Origin of the sequence: Sphingosinicella rhizophila (assembly GCF_032378825.1) — a bacterium.
In the GTDB taxonomy this organism is placed as follows: domain Bacteria; phylum Pseudomonadota; class Alphaproteobacteria; order Sphingomonadales; family Sphingomonadaceae; genus Allosphingosinicella; species Allosphingosinicella rhizophila.
In genome coordinates this window covers 90,146-116,027 of sequence record NZ_JAVUPU010000010.1, presented here as the reverse complement: position 1 = coordinate 116,027, position 25,882 = coordinate 90,146, and the positions used below count along the sequence as shown (strand labels likewise).

Sequence of the window (25,882 nt, the reverse complement as noted above, 5' to 3'; positions counted from 1 at the left end):
CCGGGTCGTCAGATGATTTCATCCGCCTTGAAACAACGCTATCCGATCTCCACCCCCGTCAATTCCGCGCAATAATCCATCAGCCGGTCCTGAAGATCCTCGCGCCGCGAGGCCGGATTCACATGGGCGGGCTTCTGGTGGTAGAAATATTCGCCGGTCACCTGCGTCTCCGGATCCTCGCCGGCCGCGAGCCAGGCCTGGGTGATGGCACCCTCCTCCAGATCGTCGGGCGCGTTGGCACCGCCCATCCGGGTCGGCACCCAGCCTGGCTCGACCGCATTGGAGCATATGTCCGGCCAGCGGCGCGCGACCGCGAAGGCGATCATCGCGTCGTGCAGCTTGGTGTCGGCATAAGCCTGCGATCCATCCCAGGGACGCATCCCCCATTGCAGATCGTCCAACCGCGGATCGCCGCTGCGATGCATGCCCGAGCTCAGATAGACGAGCCGGTCCGGCCTATCGATCAGCGCGGTGAGCAGATAGGGAGCAAGCGTGTTGACGGCGAAGAGCTGCGACAATCCGTCTTCGGTCGCCACCCGCTCGCGCTCGCGATAGCCGAGCCCGACATTGTGGATCACCGCGTCGAAGCGCCCGAATGCATTGGCCTGGTCGGCCACCTCCCGCATCGCGGCGATGGTCGAAACATCGCCGATCAGCACCTTCGCGGCCGTCCGCAGCGCCTTGCGCGCCGCCGCCGCGCGAAACTCGCTGCGGGCGTGCAGGACGATTTCATGCCCCTGCCCCGCCAGCAGCTGGCCGGCCATCAGCCCGAGCCCGTCCGCGGATCCGGTGATGAGGATGCGTGCCATTCAGATCTCCTTGCCGGCCAGTTTCAACGCCTGGCGGTTCATAGCGGATATGGCGGCCTTTGCATCAGCCTGCTTCGCCGGCGCCGCCAGCCAAGTCGCCGCAGCGTTCGTCGAACGCGGACGCGAGCTCGGCCAGGCTGATCGCGCCGAGCCGCGCCACCAGCAATGCCTCGGCCCCGGCAAGCGCTTCGTCCAGCGCCTCGTTGACGACCTTCTCGACGGCGCAATCGGGCCGGTCGGTTTCGTTGCCGATCGCGAACAGGCGCGGCCCGCCGACCGCATGATGCACGTCCAGCAAGCTGATCTTGCCAAGATCGCAGGCGAGCGTCCAGCCGCCGCCATGTCCCTTCACCGAACGGACGTAGCCGGCGTCGCGCAGTCCCGCCATCGTCCGCCGCACCACGACCGGATTGGTCCGCAGCATCGCCGCGATCCGATCCGAGGTGGCGGGCCCATCGAGCCGGGCCATGTGCAGCAGCACGTGCAACATGCGCGAAAGGCGGCTGTCCTGTCTCACCTCGCCTCTCTCTCGCGGACGTTCGGGAAAGGCAAGCGGTGCGGCGGCAAAGACGGGAAGACTCGACACATGATAAGTTACATGAGATAGCACCTTCGATGACCAGGGCAATGAAAGCGGAAAAGAATGACCAAGGCGGCAGAGACGCACCAACATGCCGACATGAGCGATCCGGCGCGCTGGGAACAGATGATCGCCTTCTACGAGGAGCAGGCGCACCCCTTCACCTCGATGTTCGCCGAGGATGCGCTGGCCCCCCATGACATCGGGCCAGCAACAAGGCTTCTCGACGTCGCGACCGGTATGGGCGCGGCCGCCTTTGCCGCCGCCCGGCGCGGCGCGAGGGTTACGGCGATCGATTTCGCCGCCGGCATGGTCGATCGCGTCCATGCCGCCGGGCTGGCGAATGTCGAAGCCCTGCAGATGGATGGCCAGGCCCTGGACCTTCCCGATGCGACTTTCGACATCAGCGTGTCGATCTTCGGCGCCGTCCTGTTTCCTGACTGGCACGCCGGCCTGAGCGAGATGGCGCGGGTCACGCGGCCGGGCGGCACCGCGATCGTGGCGACATGGCGCAACCCCAACGGCGCCGGCACCAATCTCCTGCTGTGGGAGGTGCGGCAGCGGCTTTTCCCCGATCTCCCGCCGCCGCCGCGGATCGGCGGCCTGTCCGAACTTTGCGAACCTGACCGCCTCGCCGCGGCCATGGTCGAGGCGGGCTTCGTCGCGCCGAAGGTCCGCGCCGCCACGCACGATTTTCAGCTGAAGCTGGCCACGTTAGACGATGCCGACCGTCTCCTCTCCCTCATTCCGGCCTGGGCGGATATGGACTCCGACGCGCGCGACCTGATGCTTGGCGAGATGATGCGGCGCGCCGGGGAGGCACGCGTCGGCGACCATATGCCGATCCCGTCGACCGCCCTGATCGCCACCGCGCGAAAGGTATAAGCGCGCTTCATCGCTTATGGACGGCGCGTCGCCGGGATCGGGTGCGGAGGGGTTTGGCCCAGCTATTGCGCGAGGCGGTGAGCGACATCACATCTCTTGCCGGGCGCGCGACCAGAAGCCGAGGAAGACCATCCATGACCGACACATCCGATTACACGCCGCCCAAGGTCTGGACCTGGGACGAGGCCAATGGCGGCCGCTTTGCCAGCATCAACCGGCCGGTCGCGGGCGCCACCCACGAAAAGCCGCTGCCGGTCGGCCGCCACCCGCTGCAGCTTTATTCGCAGGGCACGCCCAACGGCCAGAAGGTCACCATCCTGCTGGAGGAATTGCTGGCGGCGGGCCACGCCGGCGCCGAATATGACGCCTGGCTGATCAGGATCGGCGAGGGCGACCAGTTCGGCAGCGGCTTCGTCGAGGTCAATCCCAATTCGAAGATCCCCGCCTTGATGGACCGGAGCGGACCCGAGCCGATCCGCATCTTCGAATCCGGCGCCATCCTCCTTCACCTCGCCGAGAAATTCGGCGCCTTCCTGCCCGCCAGCGCCGCGGCCCGCGCCGAATGCCTCTCCTGGCTGTTCTGGCAGGTCGGCAGCGGCCCGTTCATCGGCGGCGGCTTCGGCCATTTCTACGCTTATGCGCCGACCAAGATCCGATATGCGATCGATCGCTATGCGATGGAGGTGAAACGGCAATTGGACGTGCTCGATCGCCGGCTCGCGACCAGCCCCTATCTCGCCGGAGACGATTATACGATCGCCGACATCGCCGCCTGGCCCTGGTACGGCCTGCTCGCCCTGGACGAGATTTACGAGGATGCCGGGACGTTCCTGCAGGTTCGCGACTATGAGCATGTGCAGCGCTGGGCCAGGGCCATTGCCGACCGGCCGGCCGTCAAGCGCGGCCGGATCGTCAACCGCACCACGGGCGACCCGTCCGAACAATTGCCCGAACGCCACGACGCCAGCGACTTCGGCAATAGAAATCGGGGACACTATACTATTTAAGGTCTCGGAAATTGGTATAGCGTCCCCGAATTAAGGGCCGCTGGAACTCGTCTCGATCGGCTGCCATGATCGCCGCATGCCGACCATCCTGCTGCTCATCGCCTCCAACCTTTTCATGACGATCGCCTGGTATTGGCATCTGAAGGGCGGGATGGAAAAGCCGATCCTGCTCGTCATCCTGATCAGCTGGAGCATCGCCCTCGTCGAATATTGCTTCGCCGTCCCCGCCAACCGGATCGGCTATGCCGGCGGCTGGAGCCCAGGCCAGCTCAAGATCGCCCAGGAGGCGATCGCCCTCATCGTCTTCGCCGGCTTCATGGTCACCTTCCTCGGCGAGCCGCTCCATTGGCGGCATCTGGCCGCCTTCGCCTGCATCATGGCCGGCGTCGCCTTCCTGTTCCTGGGCCGATAGGATCCCGATCAGCATACCCGCTCCACGCACAGCCTGGAGGCAAAGCGGCGAACGATGCGGACGTCGGACGCATCCACTCCGGCATCACCCAATATCGCCCGCCAATCCTCCGCGCGAAAGGATCGCGCGATCGACAATTGGCCGTCCTCCCGCACGATCCGATGCACCCGCAGCAGCCGCGCGAGCAGCGGAAAGCCCCAATAAGAGAAAGCCAGGCGATGGAGATCGCAGATCAGCCACCCGCGCCGCGCCTCATCCTCCATGAAACGGATGAAATCACACAGCTGATCGTCGCTCATGTGATGGGCGACCTGGCTGGAAATGATGAAATCGAACGGTCCGGCCATGCCGCGATAATCGCCGGCCCGATAGTCGATGCGCAATTCGTCTGGCGTCACGGCCCGCGCGGCTTCGACGCTGTTTTCGTTGAGGTCGACGCCGGCCAGCTGCGCCTCGATCCCCCGCCGCCGCGCCCAGCGGGCGATGGCACGAAGCACGTCGCCATCCCCGAAGCCGACGTCGAGCAGGCGAAAGCGCGTCATCCCCGCCGCCGCCTGGTCCAGGAACAGAAGTGCGGGCCGGGCCGTGAAGGTCCAGCGGTTGACGCGGGCGAGATCGTGCAGCACCCGGGCGTAGAGCGCCGGATCGAGATCGGCCGCATCCATCTGCTCTTCCTGGCGGGACCGGGCAGCGAGCCTGGACATCTGATCCTCCTGACGTGCCGGACCGCTTCATTGGACCGGTGCGGAGATGATCCGCCCTTTCCCACCACACCGCAACCGGAGCCTTCCTTAATTCGGGGACGCTATACTATTTATGGGCCGTGGCGGGAGCTGCTGAAAAATAGTATAGCGTCCCCGAATATTGTAGCGTCCCCGAATTATTGGGTCGCGTTGGGTTTCTCCCAGACGAAGACGCCGTAGCGCATCGCGCCGGTGCGCAGAGCGAGCATCAGCCGCGGGACGGTGAGCAGGAAGACGCGGTTGCCGACCGTCCGGTCGAGCGCCAGCCGGCGATAGGCGCGGTCGGACACGAACCTGGCGGCCAGCCGCTTGGCGCAGATCGACCAGGTACGCCGCACCTTCGCGCCGATATCCCGATGGTCGCGCAGCAGCAGCCCGGCATCGGCCGCGAGCCGTTCATAATCGCTGCGGCTCCCCATGCCCGGCAGCCGGCCTTCGCGGCAGATCGGCTCCAGCAAGTACCGGACCGCGAAGCGGCTCGGCCGTTCCGTCGCCAGCCAGGCGCAGACGACCAGACGCCCGCCGGGCCGCAGCACCCGTGCCGCCTCCGCGAAGAAAAGCCCCTTGTCGACCATATGTTCGGAACTCTCGATCGCATAAGCGGCATCGAAACTTCGGTCCTCCAGGCCATTGTCCAGCCAGTCCCGGTGCAGGCAGCGGAAGGAACCGGCCGCCGGCGACCGTGCCTGGCCGATCCGCGCCTGCGCCGCCGAGACGGTGAGTCCCGTCACTGCGGCCCGATGGCGTTCCGCCATGAACTGCGCGCTCGCGCCATAGCCACAGCCTATGTCGCAGACGCTGTCGTCCGGGCGCAGCCGCAGCCGCTCCGCAACCATCGCCGTCAGCGCCTCGGCGGCCTCAGCCGGGCTCTCCCGCCCGCTTTGCCACAGGCCATGATGGACATGCTCCCCCCAGATTTCGCGATAGACCTGATCGAGCTGGTCGTAGTGGAGGGCGACGTCCGCCGCCTGCTGGCGCTCATCGGGAAGGATCATCGGCGCTCCATGTTCAAAGGCGGCATCCGCCGCTCAACGCACGACGTGCCTGTTTGCTGCCGAAACGACTATGGCGGGACCCGGAGAAGCGGCACGGACAGCCCGATCAAGGTTTCTTTCGGCCAGGGACGATGTAAGATAGGCGCATTGGCGGGAGGGGATCATGACGCATTATCGTGTCTACAAGCTGGACGACCGGAGCGGCCGGATCGTCAAGCGCAAGGATGTAGAGGCGGCCAATGACAGCCAGGCCATGAAGCAGGCCGCGGACGATGACGACTGCCCGGTCTGCGAAGTCTGGGAAGGCGCGAAGAAGATCGGCTCGATCGAGGAGGAGTGAGGCGCCCGCTTCGGAGTCTCGAACCGAATCGCAAGCTTCGAGCCTGATTCACGCTTCAGATGGATTCAATCTGAAACGATGATGGTCTAGGCCTCGAAGCTGATCAGCACCGACGCAGCGCTGCGTTCGTGGGGGCCGTGATGAACGGCCTCGATATTGTTGCCGTCCGGATCGAGCAGGAAGGCGGCGTAATAGCCCGGATGATAAGGACGCGGGCCGGGCGCGCCATTGTCCGTGCCGCCATGTTCCAGCCCGGCTTTGTGAAAGGCCTCGACGGTTGCGCGGTCCTTGGCCTGGAAGGCGAGATGATGGCGCCCGGTGAGCATGCCCTGTGCCGCCTTGCTGGCGGCGCTCGATACGAACAATTCATCGGCCCAGAAATTGTCCTCGCCCAAACTTTCGATGGGAATGTTCAGGACCTTGAAGATCGCCTCGTAAAAGCTGCGGCTGGTCGGCAGGTCCGCGACCACCAGCTGGATATGGTCGATCAGGCGACCGCGATAGATTTCCTGCGCTTCCATGATTCTCCCCTTTTCCTTCGCCGCATCAACGCCGCGCCAGGACCAGGGTTTCCATCAGGCGCCGGCATGGCCGTCAAGTCGGGAGCAGGTCCGAATCGGGAATGATGGAAGGGCCATGCCGAACCGGCGGCATGGCCCCCACCGGCTCTAATTAGGCTGGGACGAAGCTTCCGCGGAAGGAGGCGCGGCGGCTTCGATCTGCGCCTTGGTAACGGTCGTCACCAGGCCGGTACTGGTCTTCCCGATCGCCGAGAAGGGAATCCGGCCTCTGGCCGTTCCGGTCGAAACGACTGCGCCCTCGGCACTGACGGATTCGACGGTGCCGACCGGCTGGCCGCTCTGGTCGGTCACGGTCGCGCCCGACCGGACGTCGGCCTCCGTCACCGCCACCACGGCGCCCGGCTGGACTGGCTCCTCGGCCGATGGCGTCGCCGCCGTCTGTGGCGTGGTCGGTGCAGTCTGCTCCGCATCCTGGCTGTCCTGCGCATTGGCGGCGCCCGCAAACAGAGCAGCAGCGGCGGATATCATTACAAGATGTCTTAACATTGTTACTCCTAACGATCAATGATTATTACTTGCATATTCCAGCTCCGTTAGTATTGCGAGGTACCGGAATACTTGATTATACATAGCGGCGTTCACTGGTCCGGCAACGGGCCTATTTCCCGATTTCTCCTATAATCAGCACCACTTGCCGTTTCCTTGGGATCGGTTTGGCCGCTCGTGGATTGAATCGATCGAACCCCCTTCGAACTGAGGAGAAAAATCATGCAGGACAGCACGACGATGTCGCGAACCGATTCCCCCAACCGGCTGATCGCCTCCAATCGGGTGGAGGGCACCGCCGTCTATAATCGCGCGGGCGAGAAGCTCGGCCGGGTCGAATATTTCATGGTCGACAAGCAATCGGGCAAGGCGGATTATGCCGTCATGTCGTTCGGCGGCCTGTTCGGCCTCGGCGAGGATCATTATCCCTTGCCCTGGGACGTGCTGGATTACGACGCCGACCAGGGCGGCTATATCGTCGATCTCGACAAGGAGAAATTGACGGGCGGCCCGCGCTATCGCGCCAACGAGACGCCGGAATATGACCGTACCTATGGCCAGCAGGTCTATGGCTATTACGGCATCGCCTATCCCTGGTGATGCCGCGTTCCGGCCAGTCCTGCAATTGAACGAGGAGCTGCAAATGGCATCCCAGCCCGATCCGCCCGACCGGATCGATCCCCAATCACCACCGGAAATGCCTGTGCTGGATCCGCCTGGCGAGCAACCGGCGCCTCGTCCACCGGAAATCGTTCCCGAGACGCCGGACCGGGACGAACCGGGCCGGGGCATGCCGGAGACACCGCCGCCGCCCGATTGATCCCCAATTGATCCGTTGCGCGGTCTTGGCAGTCAGCGCCGCTTCTTTGCCCCGTTCAGCGCCACCGCCGCGCGGATCAACGCCTTGAGCGCCTCGTCGATCGCCTCGCCTTCCCGTATGTCGATGGCGCGGCGGACCTTGCCGTCCAGGCTGGCATTGAACAGGCCCGCCGGATCGGCCAGCGCCGCCCCGTTGGCGAAGGTCAACTTGACGACCTGCTTGTAGGTCTCGCCCGTGCAGACCATTCCGTCATGATACCAGACGGGAACGCCACGCCATTTCCATTCCTCGACCATTTCGGGATCGGCCTGCATGATGAGGGCGCGGATCCGGGCGAGCGTCTGGCCGCGCCAGTCGCCGAGCGCCGCGATCCTTTCGTCGATCCGCTCGGACGGCGATCTGCCATTCCCGGTTCCGTCGTCGCTCATCTCGTCTCCCGCAGCTCGTTCAGGCCATCCAGCCCGGTATCTTCGACGCCTGTTCGATCCAGCGTGCCACCAATTGCTCGTCCACGGGCTCATCCTCATATATGTGGAAATAGCGTGTGTTCGGGTCCTTGGAGGTCACCGGAAGCGGCGGATCGAGCGCAGCGCCCCGGAAGAAGGCCACTTTGATATATTTGTTGAAGCAATGGAAACTGAGGAACCAGCCTTGCCCCTCGACGCCATAAAAAGGCGAATTCCATTTCACCGCCTTGCGAACGTTGGGTACGGTACGTTCGATCAAGGCGTCCAGCCGCCGCCCTGCCCCCGACTTCCAGCCCGGCATGGCGTCGATATAGGCCTGGACCGGCGCGTCTCCGTCGCCCTTCGCGATCTGCGGGTTGCCGCCCGAAAGGAGCTTGGCCTTCTTGCCACCGGCTGCATTCGCCGCCTTTTTCGATCCAGTCCCGGCCATGATTCCTTTTAACGCCGAGGGGCAATTCTGCAAAATGCACCTCCCCCTCCTCCTTAATTCGGGGACGCTTCTCCTTAATTCGGGGACGCTTTACTATTTTTTCAAGGCTGCAGGCCCATCGGCGATACGCCGGCGACGGTAGGAAAATAGTATAGTGTCCCCGAATTAAAAGGCGTCCGGAACTGTGGCTGCTTGGGCGGGCCGGCTGTCACAAGGGAGCGAAGCCGCCGATGGCATTAGCGCGTTGGATGATGCACTAGACGTTGCGTGAGGGGTGAGCGGCGGTACGGGGGTTCATGGCCAAGCCCGATTGGCGATATTGCACGGGAGCGGGCGTTCGGCCCGCGGCGCCGATGAACCGTGTCTGATCTCTCCGGCCCTTCCGATGTCGAGCTGGCCGCGGCCGCGGCGAGCGGCGACCGCGCGGCCTTCGAGGCCTTGCTGCGCCGCCATTATGATCGGATCCACGGCCTAGCCTGGCAATGGACGGGATCGCGCGCCGACGCCGACGATATCGCCCAGGACGTATGCTGCACCCTGGTCGAGAAGATCGGCGGCTTTCGCGGCGAGGCCAAGTTCACCACCTGGCTGTGCGGCATCACCGTCAATGCCTGCCGCGACCTGCGCCGCCGGCGCAGGACGTTCGGCGGCTTCACCGAGAAGCTTGCCGTGCTGGCCGGCCTGGCGCGCGGACCGGATGGGCGCGACTTGCATGATGCGATCTGGCTGAAGAGCGCGATCGCACGGATGAAGCCGGCTTATCGCGACGCGGCCGTGCTGGTCGCCGGCCAGCAGCTCAGCCATGCCGAGGCGGCCGAGATATTGGGCGTCGCGGAATCGACGGTGTCCTGGCGCATGCATGAGGTGCGGCGGATGCTGTCGGGCGATGGCGAGGCCTGAACGCCTTCCCGTTTTGGCGGGGGCAAGATCCGGGCCGGAAAATTTTCTCGAAAAATCTCCAAAGCTTTTCCCGGCCAGCCGCGTCGAAGGGATCAGGCGGACAATTTCGTGCCGCTGCCATCAGGGAGAAAGACATGTCCCGACTGACCCTTCCCATCGCGCTCGGCGTCGCTGCCATCGCGCTCGCATCCTGCGCCGGTACCGACGACGACGTGGCTGCAACGACCGAAACCCAGCCGTTCGAAGACCCCCGGCCGCCGCAGGATGCCGCGCTCGAGCAGGAAGCCGGCAATATCGTCGTCACGGGCAGCCGGGCCGAACGCGCCGATGCCGGCAAGGCGCGCCCGGGGATCGACGCAGCGCGGGGTCTGTCCCCTTCGGCACCGCCGCCGGCCATCGCTTATGCCCCGGAAACGCGCCGGATGATCGTCCGGCACGAACCGCCTTATTTGCCGCCGCGTCCACCCGAAGGCCGCGACAGGTTCACCGCCATTTCCGAAAACCCGTTCCGGGTCGCCGCCGAGGAGCCGGTCTCCACCTTCTCGATCGATGTCGACACCGCATCCTATTCCTTCGTCCGCGCATCGTTGAACAATGCCGTCCTGCCGCAGATGGCAGCGGTCCGGACCGAGGAGATGATCAACTATTTCCCCTATGATTATGCCGCGCCGCGCAGCGCCGCGCAGCCGTTCAGCTCCCACATCTCCGTATTTCCGAGCCCCTGGTCGCCAGGCCGCAAGCTCGTCCGGATCGGCATCAAGGGCTATGAGATCCAGCGTGCGACGCGGCCCGCCGCCAATCTCGTCTTCCTGATCGACACGTCCGGATCGATGAACCAGGCCAACAAGCTGCCGCTCGTCCGACAATCCTTGTCCATGCTGCTCGATCAGCTTGGTCCCCGGGACAATGTCGCGATCGTCACCTATGCGGGCAGCGCCGGAACCGCGCTCGCGCCGACCCCGGCCAGCCAGAAGGAGCGGATCCGGGCGGTGATCGACAGCCTGGGCGCGGGCGGAAGCACGGCCGGCGCCGAGGGCATCCGCCAGGCCTATGCACTGGCCGCGCGCAATCTCGATCCCAATGGCATCAATCGTGTCATCCTGGCCACCGACGGCGATTTCAATGTCGGCATCACCGATCCGGCCGCATTGAAGAGCTTCGTCGAGCGCGAGCGGGGCAAGGGCATCTTCCTGTCCGTACTCGGCTTCGGCATGGGCAATTATAACGACGCCCTGATGCAGACCCTGGCCCAGAACGGCAACGGCGCCGCCGCTTATATCGACACGGTCGCCGAGGCCCGGAAGACATTGGTGGAGGAAGCCAGTTCCACTCTGTTCCCGATCGCCAAGGACGTGAAGATCCAGGTCGAGTTCAACCCCGCTACCGTCGCCGAATATCGCCTGATCGGCTATGAAACGCGCCTGCTCAACCGCGACGATTTCGACAATGACAAGGTCGATGCCGGCGATGTCGGGTCCGGCCAGAGCGTCACCGCCTTGTACGAGATCGTCCCGGTCGGCGGTCCGCGCGCGATGGGCGACCGCCGCTACGCCGCCCCGGCCCGGGTCGCGGCGCAGCCGGGCCGCGCCAGCGAATATGGCTTCGTGAAGATCCGCTACAAATTGCCGAAATCGGACACGAGCCGGCTGATCTCCACGCCGATCGACCGCGCCTCCGAATTCGGCCGCTTCGCCGATGCGCCGCGCGATGCGCGCTTCGCCGCCGGGGTCGCTGCCTTCGCCGAATTGCTGCGCGGCGGCCGGCATAGCGGAGCCATGGGCTATGACGATGTGCTGCGGCTGGTCATGGCAGCCCGCGGCCCGGATCCCTATGGCTATCGCACCGAGCTGGTCCAGCTCGTCCGCGCGGCCCAATCCGCCCGTTCGATGCCGGGCGGCGGCTGACGCCCGGTTAGGCAGGCGGCCGGCAGGATGGGAAGAGCATCGCCCGTTCGACCGGCCGCCGCTTTGCGCTATAAGCCGCTTCTCATGCGCCTTCCGTTTTCCGATCCCGGCCCGATCCGCCATCGCCGCTCCGGCCCGCGCGCATCCGGGATGCGGGCGGTGGAGCCGGAGCGATGAGTAGCGACGACGATATCACCGCCGGCCTGCCCCGGCCGCCGCAGCCTGCCCCCGCCCGCCGCGAGGCCGCGATCGCGACTGCCATGCGCCGCTTCGACGGCGAGGAGGCCCACGCCCCTGCCTATGGCGCCGCAATCCGAACAGGGCGGCCATTCCCGTGGCCGCGCCTCAACCGCCCTCATGCCGGCGCCCTCCTCGCCGCGTCGCTGGTCGCGCTGGTCGCGCTGCCGGTCGCATGGAACGCGATGGAGAAGGCCCCGCTCGAACGCTCTCGCCCGGCCGAGATGCGTGATCTCGCAAGCGACGATGCCTGCCGGGCCGAGCCATCCCGCGCGCCCGAAATCATCCCCCAGCCGTCGCCGGCCGACCCCTCCCGGCTTGATTCCGGGATGGAACCGCCCGCCCCCGCCCAGGTTGCGTCGTCCGTCCCCGCCGGAGCCGGGACCCCGCCCGACGACGAGGCCAAGACCGCCCCTGCGGCGCCGCCGCCAGCCCCAACGGCGGACAGAGTCCCCGCCGCACCACCCGCCACGATCCGAGGCATTGCCAGCGAAAACCGGCCCGGGCCGAGGTTGCGCCAGGAAAGCTTCGCCGCGGACGCGCGCAAGACCGAACGCGCGCGGATCTCCGCCCGCGCGGCACCGGCACCGGCTGCCGAGCAGGCCGAAGCGGACCATATCGTCGTCACCGGCGCACGCATCGAGGGACGCACGCCGTCGCAGCGCGGCGATTGGAACGCCTGCACCGTGGACGATCCCAGCGGCGATGTAACCGCCTGCCGCCGGCAGCTCGAGGCGAGCGGCGCGCGCGGCCGCGCCGGCGCCGCCATTGCCGATGGCCTCGCCCGGGCCTGGGAGGGTAACGAGCGCGAAGCCATGGCTGCCTTCGACCGTGCCATCGCCATCGCCCCGCGATCGTCGCCGGCCTATCTGAACCGCGGTATCGCCCACCGCCGCAATGGCGACCTCGACCGCGCGCTCGCCGACCTCGACAGGGCCGTCCGCTACGCCCCCGATTCAGCCCGCGCTTATTACCAGCGCAGCCTCGTCCACCGCCTACGCGGCGACCGCCGCCGCGCCGACGCGGATGCGGACAAAGCGGCGGCGCTGGATCGCCGCTACGAACAGCTCCGCTAATCGCGCGTGGCAGCGCCGCGCCAAAGGCGCGGGACGCCCGTCGCTCAAGCGTGCGTCAGGGCATAATCCAGGGCCGCGCAAACGGCGGTCACCTGCGCCTCGTTGCACTGCGCCGGAGTGGCGTGCGCGCTGTCCGGATAGACTTCGGTGGTGCTTGTGTAGCGTGCGCCTGTGATGGCGGCGCAAAGTGACAATTCCCTCAGCGGATATTCGATCACCCCATGCGCCACGACGGGCGTGCCGATAATCTTGTCATTCTCGTCCGGCGGGGCGATGTGTGTCACGCGTTCGACCGCGGCGACGATGGCCTGCTGAAATTCGGGCTGACGATTTTCTGCGTCATCCACCACGTAGAAGCCGTCGGGAATGAGATCCGGCTCGTAAAGATCGCCATCGCGCGCCGCCATGGCCGGCCGAAACTCGCTTTCGTCGCTGTCGGTCGTCTCGTGCAGGTCGATGTGCATGAGGAATGGGCCCGGTATGGAGCGAACGAGTTCGATCAGCGCCGTACATTCCCGGGGTCCGTCGGCGCGGAAATTCCGGTTGGGATCGATTGCATCATGATTCCAGCGATTGACGCGTTCATAGCCCCAGGGATTCACGCACGGCGCCACCAGCAGATTGACCTTGCCGGCATAATCGGCGGCACGCGTCTCCAGAAATTCCAGCGCGCCCATTACCCCGCTGGTTTCGTAGCCATGGACGCCGCCGGTCACCAGGGCGTTCGGCAGCCCCGGATCGAACCGGCGATCGCGCAAGGCAAGCAGGGCGTAAGACTCGCCGCCATATTCCAGCCGGCCGTAAACGACCTTCTCGTAGCGCTCTGCCAACGCCTCGATGCGGGGTACGACATCTTGATCGTAGCGGCGCCGGCGCGGCTGGCTCGCCCGCCATTGGTCCAGTTCCGCCGCGCCCCAAGGCTGGCCGGCAGTGCCGACGGGATAGAAGTGAATGCCCGTTGCGGCGCTTGCGCCGGCCGGACGCACGGCGTCGCAGTTTCTCTCGCTCATGGACGGGATCCTTAGACTCGTTTCCGGTCATGTTGAACCGGAAACGAGCCTCGTTTTTCCTTGTTTTCCGTTACTCCCGAATCGTCAGATGAGCTCATCTGACCTGAAATAACTTCAGGACCAAAGCGCTACGCAGAAGGCTCGGGCCGCAACGGCTCGCCATTCGCCGTTCGGTAATGGCCTAGCGGGTTTCCGGTACGCCGCTGCTCTGTGCCAGCTGGCTCGCTTCACCGATCACGGCTTCCGTTCCCCCCTGCACGTCGGCGGGGAAGGCCATCGCCGTATGGAGCGTGGGCGCCTCGGCCGGCGGGGCCTGGCGCGGCGTCGTCCCGAACGCGTCGTAGATCATGCGGGCCGCGGTCGCGATCACGCCCGGCCGGTTTTCGCCATAGCGCGCGAAGAATGCGACCGCGATCCGGCGCCCGGTGGGCAAGGTCAGAAAGCCGACATCGCCAGTATAGCCGGAGAGGGTGCCGGTCTTGTGCTCCACCGTCGCGCCCGGAGGAAGAATGCCGCGGATGCGGTTGGAACCTGTCCGGCAACGGCGCATCATGTCCAGCAGCAGCAAGCGGCTGCCCGGCTTCAGCGCATCACCGGTGTCGATCAGGCGCAGCATGTCGAGCATCGCGGTCGGCGTACTGGAATCGCGCACGTCGCGCAGGTCGCGGCGCGCGCTGAGCAGCTGAGCGATCGTGCGGTCCACCCGGATGCCGGTAAGGCCGTGCGCGCGCATCCATTGGTCGACCGCCGCCGGCCCGCCCAGAGTTGCAAGCAGCAGATCGGTTGCGCGATTGTCGCTGCGCGTGATCATCGCGTCCATCAGGCTGCCGGCCGTGACGTTGCCGACCCGATCGTCCAGGCTGCGGCGGCCGGCATCGACTTCCGCCAGATAGGCCGCCGCCACCGCGATCTTCATCGTGCTCGCCATCGGAAAGGCCTGATTGCCGTTGACGGCGACGCTGCTGCCCGTGGCCAGATCCATGGCGGCGATGCCATATTCGCCGGGATTCTCCTGCGCCATAACGGCCAGCCGCCGTTCCAGCTGCTGCAGCTCCGGCGTGACCTGCGCGGCGGCGGGCTGCGCCAGCAAGGCCGCGAACCAGCTCAGCAACACAAGGAAACGCATAGACATACTCCGATTCACATGGCCGGCGTCCCGGCTTCATCCGGTCGGCCAAAAAGCTATGTGCAGACTACATGCTGATTTATAAACGGGTTAGTATTGGATCCCTCGGTCGTCCCGCCATCCTCTCGGTTCGTCCGGTTTTTCCCTGCTCGCTCCCCGGTCGCACGGCAATCTGGCCGCAACCTCCCCCATGTCCCTGTCTCCGACCGAGCGATGGAATCGGGGAAAACCTGGCTGAAAAAGAACGACTTGAACCTGGGCCTGCAGAAGCCGCGCGAGCATTGCTCCCGTATGGGCGATCCCGTCGCCGACCAAGACGCACAAGGTCGCCTAAGCCGGCGACAGCACGCCCCGATAGTCCGGATCTTCCAGCGCCCGTCCCGCGCCCATCGCCACGCAGATAAGCGGGTCCGCGGCGACGGTGACCGGTAATCCCGTCTCGGCCGCCAGCGCTTCATCGATGCGCTGGAGCAAGGCGCCGCCGCCCGTCATGACGATGCCCGCATCGACGATGTCGGCGGCGAGCTCGGGCGCGGTATTTTCCAAAGCGGTGCGGACGGCACCCATGATGTGGCCCACCGGCTCGTACATCGCTTCGGCGATCTCCGCCTGGGTGATGACGATCTCCCGCGGCATGCCGGAGACCAGATGCCGCCCCCTCACCTCCATGCGGACGCTGTCGTCGCTTGGGCGGAGCGCACTGCCGATCTCATGCTTGATCCGCTCGGTCGTCGCCTCGCCGATCACGACATTGTGGCGGCGGCGGACGGCGGCGGAGATCGCCTCGTCCATCTTGTCGCCGCCCACCCGGACGGATGTGCTGTAGGCAAGGCCCTGCAGCGAAAGCACCGCCACCTCGGTGGTGCCGCCGCCGATGTCGACCACCATCGCGCCGATGGGATCGAGCACGGGCAGGCCCGCGCCGATCGCCGCCGCCATCGGCTCCTCGATCAGGGAGACCTGGGATGCGCCCGCATTGGTCGCCGCGTCGCGGATCGCGCGCCGCTCGACCGACGTCGAGCCGGAAGGGACGCAGATCACCATCTCCGGATGGCGCGGCCAGCGCGAACGCTCGCCATAGGCGCGCGTGATGAAATATTTGATCATCTGCTCGGCCACATCGAAATCGGCGATGACGCCGTCGCGTAGCGGCCGGACGGTCTGGATGCTGTCGGGCGTCTTGCCCAGCATCAACTTGGCCTCCCGCCCCACGGCCTTCACCCGCCGGATCCCGTCGATGGTCTCCAGCGCGACCACGGACGGCTCGTTGAGCACGATCCCCTTGCCGCGAACATAAACCACCGTGTTCACCGTCCCGAGATCGATCGCCATGTCGCTGGCAGGGAGCCTTAGCAGGCGTGAGAAGAGCATAAGCGTGAGGGCTCCGGGAGCGGCGGGATTCGAGGGGAGGGTTCTGTCGCAGCTTTGCCGCCGGAAGCAAAGCCGTTGGCGGTGAACCGAAGACGGCCCTCGGACCCCTCGTCACCCTCTAGCCACTATCTTCCAAATCTTTTAACATCAGGCAATAATCGATCCATATAGAGAATATCAAGCCTGGACGAGGAGAGTGGAGACGATGGCGCTTGGCTTGTCGAAATTGGCCGCAGCGGCAGCTCGCAGCACGCGGTGCTCGCGGCCAAGCCGAAATAGCCGGAAGCTCAAGCGCCCGGCGCCAACATATGATGAAAGGTTGCCGCAAGGATCGGCCGCCGGACCAGGAGAGAGACCATGAAATTGTTGATTGCCGCCGTCGCGTCCCTGCTCGCCTCCGCCGCCCCGGCGGCCGCGGCCGATTATGATATCGTGATCCGCGGCGGGCGCGTGCTGGACGGCGGCGGCAATCCGTGGGTGGCGGCCGATGTCGCCATCAAGGACGGGCGCATCGCCCGGGTCGGCCAGGTGCCGGGCGCCGGCGCCAAGGAAATCGACGCGCGCGGCCGCTATGTCTCACCCGGCTTCATCGACATGCAGGACCAGTCCGGCCGTTCCCTGATGGAAAATAGCGGCGCCGAGAGCAAGCTGCGCCAGGGCGTCACCAGCCTCATCGCCGGCGAAGGCGGCACGCCGGTGCCCGCAGACGAGATTGCCGGCTGGTTCGACAGCCTCGAAAAGAATGGGATCGCCGTCAATTTCGGCACCTATTACGGCGCCGTCCAGGCGCGCTCCAAGGTGATGGGCGACCGCGCCGGCGCGCCGACTCCGGAACAATTGGAGATCATGCGCCAGGAGGTGGCGAAGGCGATGCGCGCCGGCGTGTTCGGGATCAGCACCGCGCTCATCTACGCACCCGCCACCTTCCAGAGCGCGGCCGACCTGATCGAGCTGGCCCAGGTCGCCGGCCGCTGCAACGGATTCTACGTCACCCATTTGCGCGACGAATCCGACAAATTGCTGCCCGCCATCCAGGAAGCGATCGAGATCGGCGAAAAAGGCGGCGTGAAGGTGGAGATCTATCACCTCAAGGCCGCCTTCCAGCCCGGCTGGGGCAAGCTGATGCCGCAGGCGGTCGCGGCCATCAACGCCGCCCGCGCGCGCGGCGTGGATATCGCCGCCGATATGTATGTCTACACCGCCGGGGGCACCGGCCTCAACGTCACCGTTCCGAGCTGGGTCTGGGCGGACGGACGCGAAAAGGGGCTGGAGCGGCTGCGCGATCCCGCCGTCCGCGCCCGCATCAAGAAGGAGGTCGCCGCCGGATCGCAGGCCGACTGGTCGAACCTGGTGGTGGCCGCGGGAGGATGGGACAATGTGGTGCTCGCCGGATCCTACAGCCCGGATTATGAGCAATATGAAGGCAAGAGCATCGCCTATATCGGCAAGCAGCTGAAGAAGGATCCGGCCGACGTCGCCTGGGACATCGTCCTCGCCGCCCAGCCCAACCGTGCCTCCGCCCTCTATTTCATGATGAGCGAGAAGGATATCGAGACCGCCTTGCGCCAGCCCTGGACCAGCATCGGCAGCGATGCGTCGGCATCCGACCGCATGACCGCGGAAGACGGCCGCGGCCGGGCCCACCCCCGCGCCTATGGCAATTTCCCGCGGGTGATCGCCGAATATGTCAAGAAGCGGCAGGTGCTCACGCTGGAAGAAGCGGTGCGCAAGATGAGCGGCTGGCCCGCCCAGCGCATGGGCCTCAGCGATCGCGGCCTCATTCGGGAGGGCATGCGCGCGGACGTGATCGTGTTCGATCTGGACAAGCTGCAGGACACCGCCACCTTCGACCGCCCCGTCGCCGCCCCGACCGGCATCGACGACGTCATCGTCAACGGCGTCGCGACGATCGAAGCGGGCAAGGTAACCGGCGCCCGCCCCGGCCGCGTCCTCCGCCACCCCTGCAACCTGCCTGCCACCGCCCGCTGACCAAGTGGTTTCAAGTCGGATGGAATCATCTGACGACTTGGAAAAGCACGGAAAACAAAAGAAAACTAGACCCGTTGCCGGTTCAACTTAACCGGCAACGGGTCTAAAGCCGCCCCGTCCAAAGCTCCTTGCCTGTCCCTTCCACAGGCGCCGAGGATGTACGCTCACGCAAAGGCGGCCCTGATCGCGGACCATCAGGTTTGTCAGCGTTCGTCGGCAGATGTAGCACGGGCAGATGCAGCATCAGGTCGGCCGCGTCACCGAAGTCATCCGATATCCGGTCAAGTCGATGGCCGGCGATCGCGTGGCCGAGGCCAATCTGGAATGGCAAGGTCTCGTGGGCGATCGGCTCTATGGCTTCTATCGGCTGGACGACGCTTCTTCTTTCCCCTGGGTGACGGGGCGGGAAATGCCCGATCTGATCCGCTATCGGGCCATGTTCGCCGATCCGGAGAGGCCGCGCCGATCCGGCGTGACAGTGATCACGCCGACCGGAGACCGATTGGACCTTCACGATCCGGCCTTGCGCGCCATCATTTCCGAAGCCACCGGAACCGCGACCGGCTTGCTTCATTCGGGCCGCGGTACGCATGATGCGATGCCGATATCCATTGCCACGACGGCGGCCCACGCGGCCGTCGACTCCGCCCACGGCCGATCGCTCGATCGGCGGCGGTTTCGATCGAATGTCATCATAGACGCCGAGATCCCACCCGCCGAATGGGTCTCCAGGCGGCTGACGTTCGGCGAAGGCGAGGATCGTGCGGAAGTGCTCGTCACGAATGAAATCCCGAGGTGCGCGCTGATCACGGTCGATCCGGATACCGCAAAGCGCGAGCCGCGCGTGATGCGCACCATCGCCCAGTCCTTCGGCAACGCCTTCGGCGTCTATGGCGCCCCAGCCAGGCGCGGCCGCATTCGCGTCGGCGATCCGGTTTTCGTGACGGACTGAACAAGGGTTTCGGGCGGCGGGCTTGCGGCGGGCCCGGATCCGATGATCAAGCCGGTCGAAGCTCGCTGGCCCGCGCAATCCGGGATATCTCCGCCGCCACGTCTTCGGGGCCATGCTCAGGCGTCACCTCGACATAGCTTATGCCTGCCCTGCGCAGGGCCTCCTTCTTCACCGCGTCGCGCGCGGGCGCGGTGCCTTGATAATGGCCCGATCCCTGATATTCGACTGCCGCGACGGGCAGGCTCCGGTTGCACACCACCAGCATGTCGACCCGCTTGCTGTTGATCGCGGCGAAAGCGGCGGCATCCTTCGATGCCAGCACCTCCCCCAGGCTCACCTGGGCCATCACTCGCCATCCGCGGCCGACATTGTCCACCGCGGCTTCCAGCGCTGTGAAGACCTCCGCCTCCTTCCTGGAGAGCAGCCGGCGCTTCTCGAACGGCGCGTCCATGACGATTTTCAATTGTTGTGTGGCATCAACCGGGATGCGTGCTCCGTCAGCCTCGCTCCTGAGGATATTCGGTTTCCAGCCATCCCGCTTCGCCCGCTTGGCACGCCACTCCGATCGAGCCCAGGCGGCGCGCCAACGCTCGCCCTGGATTCCCATCAGCATGCCGCCGAAGATCAGCAGGAAGTAGACAGCCTCCGTCATGCCACGCAGGATACAGACACGGCGTTACCGAGAGGTTCACGCGAACTTGCGACCCAGTCGGTCCAGAAGGGACCGAGCGGCCGGAACCCTCTTCACCGCCCCCGCATCTCTTCCAGCCGCTTCCGCGCGTCGGCAAACCTGGCCTTGATGCGGACGCCGCTGCCGTCCGGATAGCCGCGCGCCAGTTTCTCGTCGGCGACGTTCATCCAGCGCAGCAGATCGTCCGCGGCCGCCCGCGCCGCACCGGGCTCCACACTTCCGATGCGGCCCAGCCAGACCGGCGCGCTATGGGCGAACGGCATGGCATCCTGGGTCGGCCAGGCGGCCGCCCCGCCATGCACCCGCGCCGCGATCCAGCCGCCCGCCGGCACATCGATCGTGCCAGTATAATGGCGCTTGCCCGCTTCCTTGAGGCCCTGCCCGCTCCAGGCGACGCGGCCATTGACCAATATCTCCACCGTCTCGACCGCGGTCGGCGCGAACAGGTCCAGTTTCCATTCGACCGACCGCGCACCGCCCGCGATCACGCCGCCGGGCGCCGCCCCGGCGACGGCGAAGTCGATCATCGGCCCGGTCGTGACGAAGCTGCGGCCCTGGCGCAGCGCGTCGACGAAATTGGTCATGCTGGCCGGCCCGTCCACCTTGGCATAGACGCGGTCGGCGCCGATCGCCGCCATGCGGTGGATATTCTGCATCGTGTCGCTGCCGGCGGTCGGCACGATCGGCAGGCCCAGGTTGAGCAACCGATACCAAAGCTGGCTAGTGCCGAGCTCGTCGCTCCACAGGCACGCCAGCTCGATCGCATCGACATCGCCCATCACGGCGTCGGGCACCAGGCCGATCGGGAAGCTTCCGGGCGGGCCATTTGCGGGGAATGGGTCTCGCCCGGTTACGGGATGGACATAGACGTTGAGGCCGCCCTGGGCGCGTGCGAACCGAAGCACCTCATGATTGGCGAGGTCGATTTGCGTGCGCACCGGATAGGTAGGCCCGAAGAACCACGGATCGAACAAGGCGTCGGCGCCGATCACGCCGATATGTCCCAGATAGTGGGAGCGCACCTCCTGCGACATTTGGATCAGGGGAAGGCTGGTGCGCCGCCAGCCCCAATAGCGCCCGTCCACCTCGCGCGTCTGCAGATTGGCGAGCTGCGGCGTGGCCACGTCCAAGGCCTCGGCGCGCATCATGACGGTGAGATCGTCGGGTTCCAGCTGATAGGGACCCCCATAGTTCAGATGATTGTGGAGGTCGCCGGAAAGCCAGCCGCGGCCTGCCGCGTCGAAGCCGGTCGCGGGCAGTTCGAGGTCGATCACCACCACCTCGCCCGCGCGCACCCGGCGGCTCGCCTCGCCGACGCCGTCGAAGCCGTGGGTGCCGGCGAGCCGGATCGTTCCCGCCGGCACGTCCAAGGTCACGATACCGGGGGAATGGACGAAGATCTTGCCGTGCTGGCTGTCGAAATAGGCAAGGCCGGTGGCGGGGACCGCCGGGTGGCCCTGTCCGTCGACGATGGCGAGCCGTGCCGGAACCATCGCCCCGCCTTGCCGCGTGCGCACGGTGACGCGCGCCGTGCCTTCGCCAAGGTCCCAGCCGAGCGGCGTCATCTCCTCGATCGCGCCGCCGGTCGCCGGCACGCGGAAGAGGGCGAATTGCTTGTCGCGGGTCGGCTGGACGAACCACAGGTCGCCGGCCCGCGACCAGCTGGGCGCGAGCGGATAGACGGCCTCGGGCGCGATGCGAAGCGTGTCGCCGCCGTCCGCGTCGATGGCGATCAGCCGGAGCCGGTCCTGGTCGGGCGCCGCGATCGCGACCGAGCGGCCGTCCGGCGAGGCCGCGATCCGCAATTGCGGCGCCATGCCTTCGGTTCGGAGCATCTGTCGCTTGCCGTCGGCGAGCGAAACGGTCGACACCGCATCGCTGAAGAATTTCGACCGGTCGACGAAAGCCAGGGCCGTCCCGCTCTTGATCGGCTGCGGATTGAGTTCCTGGCCGGCAAAATCGGTCAGCCGCGTCCTGGCGCCGCTCGCCAGGTCGACCTGCCACAGATCGAAATCGCCGGCTTCGGCCGAAGCGTAGAAGACGGATTTGCCGTCGGGTGCGAAGACAGGATCGAGCTCAAGCGCAGGACCGTCCACCAGCACGCGCTCCTTGCTCCCGCCTTCCTTGCCCGCGCCCACCTGGATCAGCATGATCCGCGTATCGCGGCCGCTGTCGCGGACGAAGGCGACCCGCCTGCCATCGGGTGACCAGGCAGGGCGGGAGTCGATCCCGGCGGCGCGGGTCAGCCGCCGCGCCTGCCGCGTGGCGATATCCATCGTCCACAGCCAGCCACGCGCGGCAAAGGCGACCGAGCGCCCGTCGGGCGACGGCGCCGGATCGGTCGGGCTGGCCGCGAAGGTCGGCAGGTTATAGGCTTCCAGATAGAGCTGATGGCCGACATTCCGGGCGGCGTTTTCCACCTCGGGATAGCGGCTGGTCCATTGTCCCTGCGCCGGACCCGACGCAAGCAGGGCGACGATCAGCGAAAGCGAGCGGGCTCGGGAAGAGGGCATGGCTGGTCTCTTGAAACGCACAGGCTGGTTCATACCCGGCCAAGGGGGACGCGCAGATCGATTAATTCTCGGGGAAAGGGCGAGAAATCGTAACAGGGTGCGAACCCCGGCTTCCGGCGCGAACGTCGGACGGCGGGACACGGATATCGGCGGTCCGCACCAGCCGCCCGATCGTCATAAGATCACCGATCCGGCTCCATGGCGCGGTACCGCTTCCGGCGTTACAGCGACCGGATGCAGAGGATTCTAAGTCAATGGACGTGGGCCGCGCCGCTACTCGGCTGGATCCTGATCCTGCTGAGCTTCGGGGCCGGCATACCGATCTTCCTGCTCGCCTTCGGCTTGATCGCAGCCGTGCTGGCCGCCGTGCATCATGCCGAGTTGATCGCCCACCGGGTCGGCGAGCCGTTCGGGACATTCCTGCTCGCCGTCGCGGTGACGGTGATCGAACTGGGGCTGATCATCACCTTGATGTCGGCCGGCGGCGAGGACGCCACCACGCTCGCCCGTGACACAGTATTCGCAGCGGTGATGATCATCCTCAACGGGCTGCTCGGCATCTGCATCCTGATCGGCGCGATCCGATACCGGGAACAGACATTCCGGCAAACCGGCGTCAGCGCGTCGCTGGCGACGATTTGCGCCCTGACCATATTGACGCTGGTTCTTCCGAACTTCACCGTCAGCGAGCCCGGCCCGATCTACGCGCCGTCGCAGCTGGCATTCGTCGCGATCGTCTCGTTCCTCCTCTATTTGACCTTCGTTGCCGTCCAGTCGGTCCGGCATCGGGATTATTTCCTTCCACCCAAATCGCTGGTCGCCGACGAGGACGCCCATGCCGCGCCCCCGTCGAACCGGCGGACCGCGATATCCGCCCTGCTGCTGATCGCATGCCTCGGCGCGGTCGTGCTGCTCGCCAAGACATTGGCGCCGCCGATCGAGGCCGGGGTCGCCGAACTCGGCGCGCCGCGGACCATCGTCGGCGTCATCATCGCCGCCTTGGTCCTGCTTCCGGAAAGCGTTGCGGCGGTCAGGGCTGCGCTCGCCAACCGCCTGCAAACCAGCCTCAATCTCGGCCTCGGTTCCGCGCTCGCCACGATCGGATTGTCGATCCCGGCGGTCGCGGCGCTGTCGCTGATCGTCCAGCTGCCGATCGCGCTGGGGCTCGACGCGAAGAGCATCGTCCTGCTGTTCCTGACCCTGATCGTGGCGACCCTGTCGCTTTCGACGGGCCGCACGACGATCCTGCAAGGCGTGGTCCACCTGGTCATCCTCGGCGTCTATCTGTTCACTACCATCGTCCCTTGAACGATCCGCGCGCGCGGCGGCCTGGGCATGTTCTTCAAATTCCGCGGTTCGAATGGCGGAACCGGCCCTGCCCGGCCCTCATCCATCCAGGGAGGATGGACGACATGAAGCAGCGCGACCAATGAACGCCCTCCGCATCGCACTGCTGGCCATGGCCGGCCTATCCGCGGCCCTGACGATCGGCAGCAGTGTCGCGCTCGCCGCGGAGCGGCGTTTGACGGTGATCATGTCGGGCACGCCCAAGGGTGCACTGATCGTCGAGGGCGGGGGGCCGGAGCGGCGATCCACCTACAGTTTCCGCGATCGCGGCCGCGGACCCGATCTCGTCACAACACGCACGCAGGACGAGCGGGGCGTCACCCTGACGCTGGAAGTGAGCGGCACCGACTATCGGCGGATGACGGCCGCCGAACGCTTCGCCACCCGCGCGGGCACGGCCGAATGGGAAAGCGGCGCCGATAGCGGATCCGCCCCCGCGGGCGATTTCTATCATCCCGCCGAGGCCAATGACGAGGATATGGCCGCGCTTGCCCGTGCCTTGCTGAAGTCGCCGGGACGCACGATGGGCCTGCTCCCGGCGGGAACGGCGCGGATCGAGAAGGCTGAGGAGCGGCGCGTCTCCGGAGCCGCCGGAGAGGCCGCCATCACCCTCTATTTCATCTCGGGCATGGAATTGCAGCCAGTGCCGATCTGGCTCGACGCGGAGGGCGAATTGTTCGCCAGCGGCGGCAATTGGCTCGGCGTGATCCGGGCCGGCTACGAGGCAGCCCAGCCGGACCTGATCGCGGCCCAGGAACAGGCTCTCGCCAAGGCGGCGCGCAACGCAGCGAGCGCTGTCCGCCATGTGCCGAAGGGTCCCTTGCTCATCCGCGGCGCCAATCTGTTCGACGCCGAACGACGCGAGATGCGCCCGGGCATGTCGGTCCTGATCGATGGCGACCGGATCGTCGCGGTCGGCCCCGACGGACGGATCGAGGCGCCCTCCGGCAGCGAGACGATCGAGGCGAAGGGCCGCGCCCTGCTGCCGGGCCTTTGGGACATGCACGTCCATCTGCTCGGCCAATCGGATGGCCTGCTGGCGATGGCCACCGGCGTGACAACGGTGCGCGACCTCGGCAATGACGTTCGGACGCTGAAGGCCCTCGCCGACCAGTTCGACGCCGGCACGCTGATCGGACCCCATGTGCTGAAGGCTGGCCTGATCGACGGGCCGGGCGAGTTTGCCGGCCCGACGAAACTCCTCGCCGGCACCCCGTCGGAAGCCAAAGCGATTGTCGGCCGACTGGTCGCGCTCGGCTATCCGATGGTCAAGCTCTATTCCTCGCTGAAGCCCGAAGTCGTGCGGGCGGCGATAGCCGCCGCGCATGCCAGGGGCCTTCGCGTGGGCGGCCACGTTCCTGCCGGGATGACTTTGATCGAGGCGGTCGACGCCGGATTTGACGAGGTCCAGCACGCCAATTTCTGGCTGCTGAATTTCCTTGGTCCGGAGGTGGCCCGACGGACCAACACCCCGGCGCGTTTCACCGATGCCTATCGACATGGTCACGAGGTGGATCCGGAGGGGAATAAGGTGCGGGAATTCGTGGCGCACCTTAAAGCCAGAGGGACCACGCTCGATCCCACCTTGGTGACGTTCGAGTCCATGTTCAGGGGCAGGAAAGGCGAGCTTGCCGCATGGATGGCGCCCTGGGCGGACAGGCTGCCCGCGGCCAGCCTTCGCGGCGGCCGCGGGGGCGGACGCGCCACCGACCCGCAGGAGCTCGCAACCTATCGCGAATCGTTCCGGCGCATGGAGCAATTGCTGGTCCTGCTGCACCAGGCGGGCGTGCCGCTCGTGCCGGGCACCGACGGCAGCGCCTTGCTTCTTTCGCGGGAGCTCGAGCTCCATGTCGAGGCCGGCGTGCCGGCGACGGACGTGCTCTACAGCGCGACGCTGGGCGCCGCGCGGGTCATGAAGAAGGACGGCGAGACGGGATCGATCGCCCCGGGAAAGGCCGCCGATCTCGTCCTTGTCGATGGCGATCCGTCCTGCCGCATCGGCGACGTCCGCCGCACTTCCATGATCATCAAAGGCGGGGTGATCCATGACGCCGCCGCGTTGGCTGCCGCGGCCGGCCTCGGACCCGCGGCGGCGAACAGCCGGCCGGCAGCGCCATGCCGGGCGGCACAGCCGCGCCGCACGTCCGGCGCGCAGTGAAACGTCCGCCGGCGTCTATCCGACTGTTTAGCCATGATTCACGCTTCAGGCCG

At 66.3% G+C, this 25,882-nt stretch carries 26 protein-coding genes; 13 read left to right on the top strand and 13 right to left on the bottom strand.

Annotation, left to right across the window (positions count from 1 at the left end; translation table 11 throughout):
* Positions 1–38: 38 nt before the first annotated feature.
* Both RQX22_RS16965 and RQX22_RS16960 read right to left on the bottom strand, forming a co-directional pair.
* Positions 39–809 carry an SDR family NAD(P)-dependent oxidoreductase gene (locus RQX22_RS16965; protein WP_315728025.1) on the bottom strand — a complete coding sequence of 257 codons (771 nt, stop codon included), beginning with the start codon at positions 807–809 and terminating at the stop codon, positions 39–41.
* 64 nt (positions 810–873) lie between these two features.
* Positions 874–1,326: an Rrf2 family transcriptional regulator gene (locus tag RQX22_RS16960; protein WP_315728023.1), complete on the bottom strand. Its 453-nt coding sequence runs from the start codon at positions 1,324–1,326 to the stop codon at positions 874–876.
* A 126-nt stretch (positions 1,327–1,452) separates the two neighbouring features.
* On the opposite strand from RQX22_RS16960, the gene RQX22_RS16955 reads away from it, so the two are divergent.
* The 3 genes from RQX22_RS16955 to RQX22_RS16945 all read left to right on the top strand — a co-directional run bounded on the left by RQX22_RS16955 (position 1,453) and on the right by RQX22_RS16945 (position 3,693).
* Positions 1,453–2,274, top strand: a complete 822-nt coding sequence (locus RQX22_RS16955; RefSeq protein WP_315728021.1) for a class I SAM-dependent methyltransferase — start codon at positions 1,453–1,455, stop codon at positions 2,272–2,274.
* 134 nt (positions 2,275–2,408) lie between these two features.
* Positions 2,409–3,281, top strand: a complete 873-nt coding sequence (gene yghU, locus RQX22_RS16950) for a glutathione-dependent disulfide-bond oxidoreductase (RefSeq protein WP_315728020.1) — start codon at positions 2,409–2,411, stop codon at positions 3,279–3,281.
* A 76-nt stretch (positions 3,282–3,357) separates the two neighbouring features.
* A complete protein-coding gene (locus tag RQX22_RS16945) occupies positions 3,358–3,693 on the top strand; it encodes a DMT family protein (protein ID WP_315728019.1) in 336 nt (111 codons plus the stop codon).
* Positions 3,694–3,701: 8 nt separating this feature from the next.
* Here RQX22_RS16945 and RQX22_RS16940 read toward each other — a convergent pair whose 3' ends face one another.
* Positions 3,702–4,397: a methyltransferase domain-containing protein gene (locus RQX22_RS16940; protein WP_315728018.1), complete on the bottom strand. Its 696-nt coding sequence runs from the start codon at positions 4,395–4,397 to the stop codon at positions 3,702–3,704.
* A gap of 176 nt (positions 4,398–4,573) precedes the next feature.
* Complete coding sequence (locus RQX22_RS16935; protein ID WP_315728017.1) at positions 4,574–5,431, bottom strand: class I SAM-dependent methyltransferase; 858 nt, start codon at positions 5,429–5,431, stop codon at positions 4,574–4,576.
* Between the two features lie 163 nt (positions 5,432–5,594).
* Here RQX22_RS16935 and RQX22_RS16930 point away from each other — a divergent pair, with 163 nt between their 5' ends.
* Entirely contained in the window at positions 5,595–5,771 is a 177-nt protein-coding gene (locus RQX22_RS16930) for a hypothetical protein (RefSeq protein ID WP_315728016.1), read from the top strand.
* A gap of 86 nt (positions 5,772–5,857) precedes the next feature.
* On the opposite strand, the gene RQX22_RS16925 is transcribed toward RQX22_RS16930, so the two are convergent.
* Both RQX22_RS16925 and RQX22_RS16920 read right to left on the bottom strand, forming a co-directional pair.
* The gene (locus RQX22_RS16925; RefSeq protein ID WP_315728015.1) at positions 5,858–6,292 is read right to left on the bottom strand and encodes a VOC family protein; all 435 of its coding nucleotides are present in this window, start codon (positions 6,290–6,292) and stop codon (positions 5,858–5,860) included.
* A 147-nt stretch (positions 6,293–6,439) separates the two neighbouring features.
* Positions 6,440–6,838, bottom strand: a complete 399-nt coding sequence (locus RQX22_RS16920) for a hypothetical protein (RefSeq protein WP_315728014.1) — start codon at positions 6,836–6,838, stop codon at positions 6,440–6,442.
* A gap of 222 nt (positions 6,839–7,060) precedes the next feature.
* Here RQX22_RS16920 and RQX22_RS16915 point away from each other — a divergent pair, with 222 nt between their 5' ends.
* Entirely contained in the window at positions 7,061–7,438 is a 378-nt protein-coding gene (locus tag RQX22_RS16915) for a PRC-barrel domain-containing protein (RefSeq protein WP_315728013.1), read from the top strand.
* 43 nt (positions 7,439–7,481) lie between these two features.
* Positions 7,482–7,658: a hypothetical protein gene (locus RQX22_RS16910; protein WP_315728012.1), complete on the top strand. Its 177-nt coding sequence runs from the start codon at positions 7,482–7,484 to the stop codon at positions 7,656–7,658.
* A gap of 32 nt (positions 7,659–7,690) precedes the next feature.
* Here the strand turns inward: RQX22_RS16910 and RQX22_RS16905 are convergent, their stop codons facing one another.
* Positions 7,691–8,086: a DUF1801 domain-containing protein gene (locus tag RQX22_RS16905; RefSeq protein WP_315728011.1), complete on the bottom strand. Its 396-nt coding sequence runs from the start codon at positions 8,084–8,086 to the stop codon at positions 7,691–7,693.
* A gap of 19 nt (positions 8,087–8,105) precedes the next feature.
* On the bottom strand, positions 8,106–8,555 hold the full coding sequence (locus tag RQX22_RS16900; protein ID WP_315728010.1) for a DUF1801 domain-containing protein: 450 nt from the start codon (positions 8,553–8,555) through the stop codon (positions 8,106–8,108).
* A gap of 360 nt (positions 8,556–8,915) precedes the next feature.
* Between RQX22_RS16900 and RQX22_RS16895 the strand changes: the two genes are divergently transcribed.
* From RQX22_RS16895 to RQX22_RS16885, 3 genes are all read left to right on the top strand, one after another.
* Complete coding sequence (locus RQX22_RS16895) at positions 8,916–9,455, top strand: RNA polymerase sigma factor (RefSeq protein WP_315728009.1); 540 nt, start codon at positions 8,916–8,918, stop codon at positions 9,453–9,455.
* A gap of 134 nt (positions 9,456–9,589) precedes the next feature.
* Entirely contained in the window at positions 9,590–11,359 is a 1,770-nt protein-coding gene (locus RQX22_RS16890; protein WP_315728008.1) for a vWA domain-containing protein, read from the top strand.
* 173 nt (positions 11,360–11,532) lie between these two features.
* Positions 11,533–12,672, top strand: coding sequence for a tetratricopeptide repeat protein (locus RQX22_RS16885; protein WP_315728007.1), 1,140 nt, complete (start codon positions 11,533–11,535; stop codon positions 12,670–12,672).
* A 44-nt stretch (positions 12,673–12,716) separates the two neighbouring features.
* Here the strand turns inward: RQX22_RS16885 and RQX22_RS16880 are convergent, their stop codons facing one another.
* The 3 genes from RQX22_RS16880 to RQX22_RS16870 form a co-directional block, all read right to left on the bottom strand.
* Positions 12,717–13,682 carry a M14 family metallopeptidase gene (locus RQX22_RS16880; RefSeq protein WP_315728006.1) on the bottom strand — a complete coding sequence of 322 codons (966 nt, stop codon included), beginning with the start codon at positions 13,680–13,682 and terminating at the stop codon, positions 12,717–12,719.
* A 181-nt stretch (positions 13,683–13,863) separates the two neighbouring features.
* Positions 13,864–14,808 (bottom strand): serine hydrolase, encoded by a 945-nt coding sequence (locus tag RQX22_RS16875; RefSeq protein WP_315728005.1) that lies wholly within the window; start codon positions 14,806–14,808, stop codon positions 13,864–13,866.
* A 330-nt stretch (positions 14,809–15,138) separates the two neighbouring features.
* Positions 15,139–16,179 carry a rod shape-determining protein gene (locus RQX22_RS16870; RefSeq protein WP_315728004.1) on the bottom strand — a complete coding sequence of 347 codons (1,041 nt, stop codon included), beginning with the start codon at positions 16,177–16,179 and terminating at the stop codon, positions 15,139–15,141.
* A gap of 357 nt (positions 16,180–16,536) precedes the next feature.
* On the opposite strand from RQX22_RS16870, the gene RQX22_RS16865 reads away from it, so the two are divergent.
* Positions 16,537–18,168: an N-acyl-D-amino-acid deacylase family protein gene (locus tag RQX22_RS16865; RefSeq protein ID WP_315728003.1), complete on the top strand. Its 1,632-nt coding sequence runs from the start codon at positions 16,537–16,539 to the stop codon at positions 18,166–18,168.
* 235 nt (positions 18,169–18,403) lie between these two features.
* A complete protein-coding gene (locus RQX22_RS16860) occupies positions 18,404–19,120 on the top strand; it encodes an MOSC domain-containing protein (protein WP_315728002.1) in 717 nt (238 codons plus the stop codon).
* Positions 19,121–19,166: 46 nt separating this feature from the next.
* Here RQX22_RS16860 and RQX22_RS16855 read toward each other — a convergent pair whose 3' ends face one another.
* Positions 19,167–19,772 carry a DUF2726 domain-containing protein gene (locus tag RQX22_RS16855; RefSeq protein WP_315728001.1) on the bottom strand — a complete coding sequence of 202 codons (606 nt, stop codon included), beginning with the start codon at positions 19,770–19,772 and terminating at the stop codon, positions 19,167–19,169.
* A gap of 92 nt (positions 19,773–19,864) precedes the next feature.
* Positions 19,865–22,324 carry an LpqB family beta-propeller domain-containing protein gene (locus RQX22_RS16850; protein WP_315728000.1) on the bottom strand — a complete coding sequence of 820 codons (2,460 nt, stop codon included), beginning with the start codon at positions 22,322–22,324 and terminating at the stop codon, positions 19,865–19,867.
* A gap of 234 nt (positions 22,325–22,558) precedes the next feature.
* Between RQX22_RS16850 and RQX22_RS16845 the strand changes: the two genes are divergently transcribed.
* Positions 22,559–23,632 carry a calcium:cation antiporter gene (locus RQX22_RS16845; RefSeq protein WP_315727999.1) on the top strand — a complete coding sequence of 358 codons (1,074 nt, stop codon included), beginning with the start codon at positions 22,559–22,561 and terminating at the stop codon, positions 23,630–23,632.
* Between the two features lie 121 nt (positions 23,633–23,753).
* On the top strand, positions 23,754–25,829 hold the full coding sequence (locus RQX22_RS16840) for an amidohydrolase family protein (protein WP_315727998.1): 2,076 nt from the start codon (positions 23,754–23,756) through the stop codon (positions 25,827–25,829).
* The last annotated feature ends 53 nt before the right edge of the window (positions 25,830–25,882 follow it).

Coding starts and splice junctions, on each gene's coding strand:
- RQX22_RS16865 (WP_315728003.1), top strand. CDS start 16,537: ATGAAATTGTTGATTGCCGCCGTCGCGTCCCTGCTCGCCTCCGCCGCC.
- RQX22_RS16890 (WP_315728008.1), top strand. CDS start 9,590: ATGTCCCGACTGACCCTTCCCATCGCGCTCGGCGTCGCTGCCATCGCG.
- RQX22_RS16935 (WP_315728017.1), bottom strand. CDS start 5,431: ATGATCCTTCCCGATGAGCGCCAGCAGGCGGCGGACGTCGCCCTCCAC.
- RQX22_RS16915 (WP_315728013.1), top strand. CDS start 7,061: ATGCAGGACAGCACGACGATGTCGCGAACCGATTCCCCCAACCGGCTG.
- RQX22_RS16880 (WP_315728006.1), bottom strand. CDS start 13,682: ATGAGCGAGAGAAACTGCGACGCCGTGCGTCCGGCCGGCGCAAGCGCC.
- RQX22_RS16930 (WP_315728016.1), top strand. CDS start 5,595: ATGACGCATTATCGTGTCTACAAGCTGGACGACCGGAGCGGCCGGATC.
- RQX22_RS16905 (WP_315728011.1), bottom strand. CDS start 8,086: ATGAGCGACGACGGAACCGGGAATGGCAGATCGCCGTCCGAGCGGATC.
- yghU (WP_315728020.1), top strand. CDS start 2,409: ATGACCGACACATCCGATTACACGCCGCCCAAGGTCTGGACCTGGGAC.
- RQX22_RS16860 (WP_315728002.1), top strand. CDS start 18,404: ATGCAGCATCAGGTCGGCCGCGTCACCGAAGTCATCCGATATCCGGTC.
- RQX22_RS16845 (WP_315727999.1), top strand. CDS start 22,559: ATGCAGAGGATTCTAAGTCAATGGACGTGGGCCGCGCCGCTACTCGGC.
- RQX22_RS16945 (WP_315728019.1), top strand. CDS start 3,358: ATGCCGACCATCCTGCTGCTCATCGCCTCCAACCTTTTCATGACGATC.
- RQX22_RS16885 (WP_315728007.1), top strand. CDS start 11,533: ATGAGTAGCGACGACGATATCACCGCCGGCCTGCCCCGGCCGCCGCAG.
- RQX22_RS16840 (WP_315727998.1), top strand. CDS start 23,754: ATGAACGCCCTCCGCATCGCACTGCTGGCCATGGCCGGCCTATCCGCG.
- RQX22_RS16955 (WP_315728021.1), top strand. CDS start 1,453: ATGACCAAGGCGGCAGAGACGCACCAACATGCCGACATGAGCGATCCG.
- RQX22_RS16900 (WP_315728010.1), bottom strand. CDS start 8,555: ATGGCCGGGACTGGATCGAAAAAGGCGGCGAATGCAGCCGGTGGCAAG.
- RQX22_RS16925 (WP_315728015.1), bottom strand. CDS start 6,292: ATGGAAGCGCAGGAAATCTATCGCGGTCGCCTGATCGACCATATCCAG.
- RQX22_RS16910 (WP_315728012.1), top strand. CDS start 7,482: ATGGCATCCCAGCCCGATCCGCCCGACCGGATCGATCCCCAATCACCA.
- RQX22_RS16940 (WP_315728018.1), bottom strand. CDS start 4,397: ATGTCCAGGCTCGCTGCCCGGTCCCGCCAGGAAGAGCAGATGGATGCG.
- RQX22_RS16870 (WP_315728004.1), bottom strand. CDS start 16,179: ATGCTCTTCTCACGCCTGCTAAGGCTCCCTGCCAGCGACATGGCGATC.
- RQX22_RS16855 (WP_315728001.1), bottom strand. CDS start 19,772: ATGACGGAGGCTGTCTACTTCCTGCTGATCTTCGGCGGCATGCTGATG.
- RQX22_RS16965 (WP_315728025.1), bottom strand. CDS start 809: ATGGCACGCATCCTCATCACCGGATCCGCGGACGGGCTCGGGCTGATG.
- RQX22_RS16920 (WP_315728014.1), bottom strand. CDS start 6,838: ATGTTAAGACATCTTGTAATGATATCCGCCGCTGCTGCTCTGTTTGCG.
- RQX22_RS16875 (WP_315728005.1), bottom strand. CDS start 14,808: ATGCGTTTCCTTGTGTTGCTGAGCTGGTTCGCGGCCTTGCTGGCGCAG.
- RQX22_RS16850 (WP_315728000.1), bottom strand. CDS start 22,324: ATGCCCTCTTCCCGAGCCCGCTCGCTTTCGCTGATCGTCGCCCTGCTT.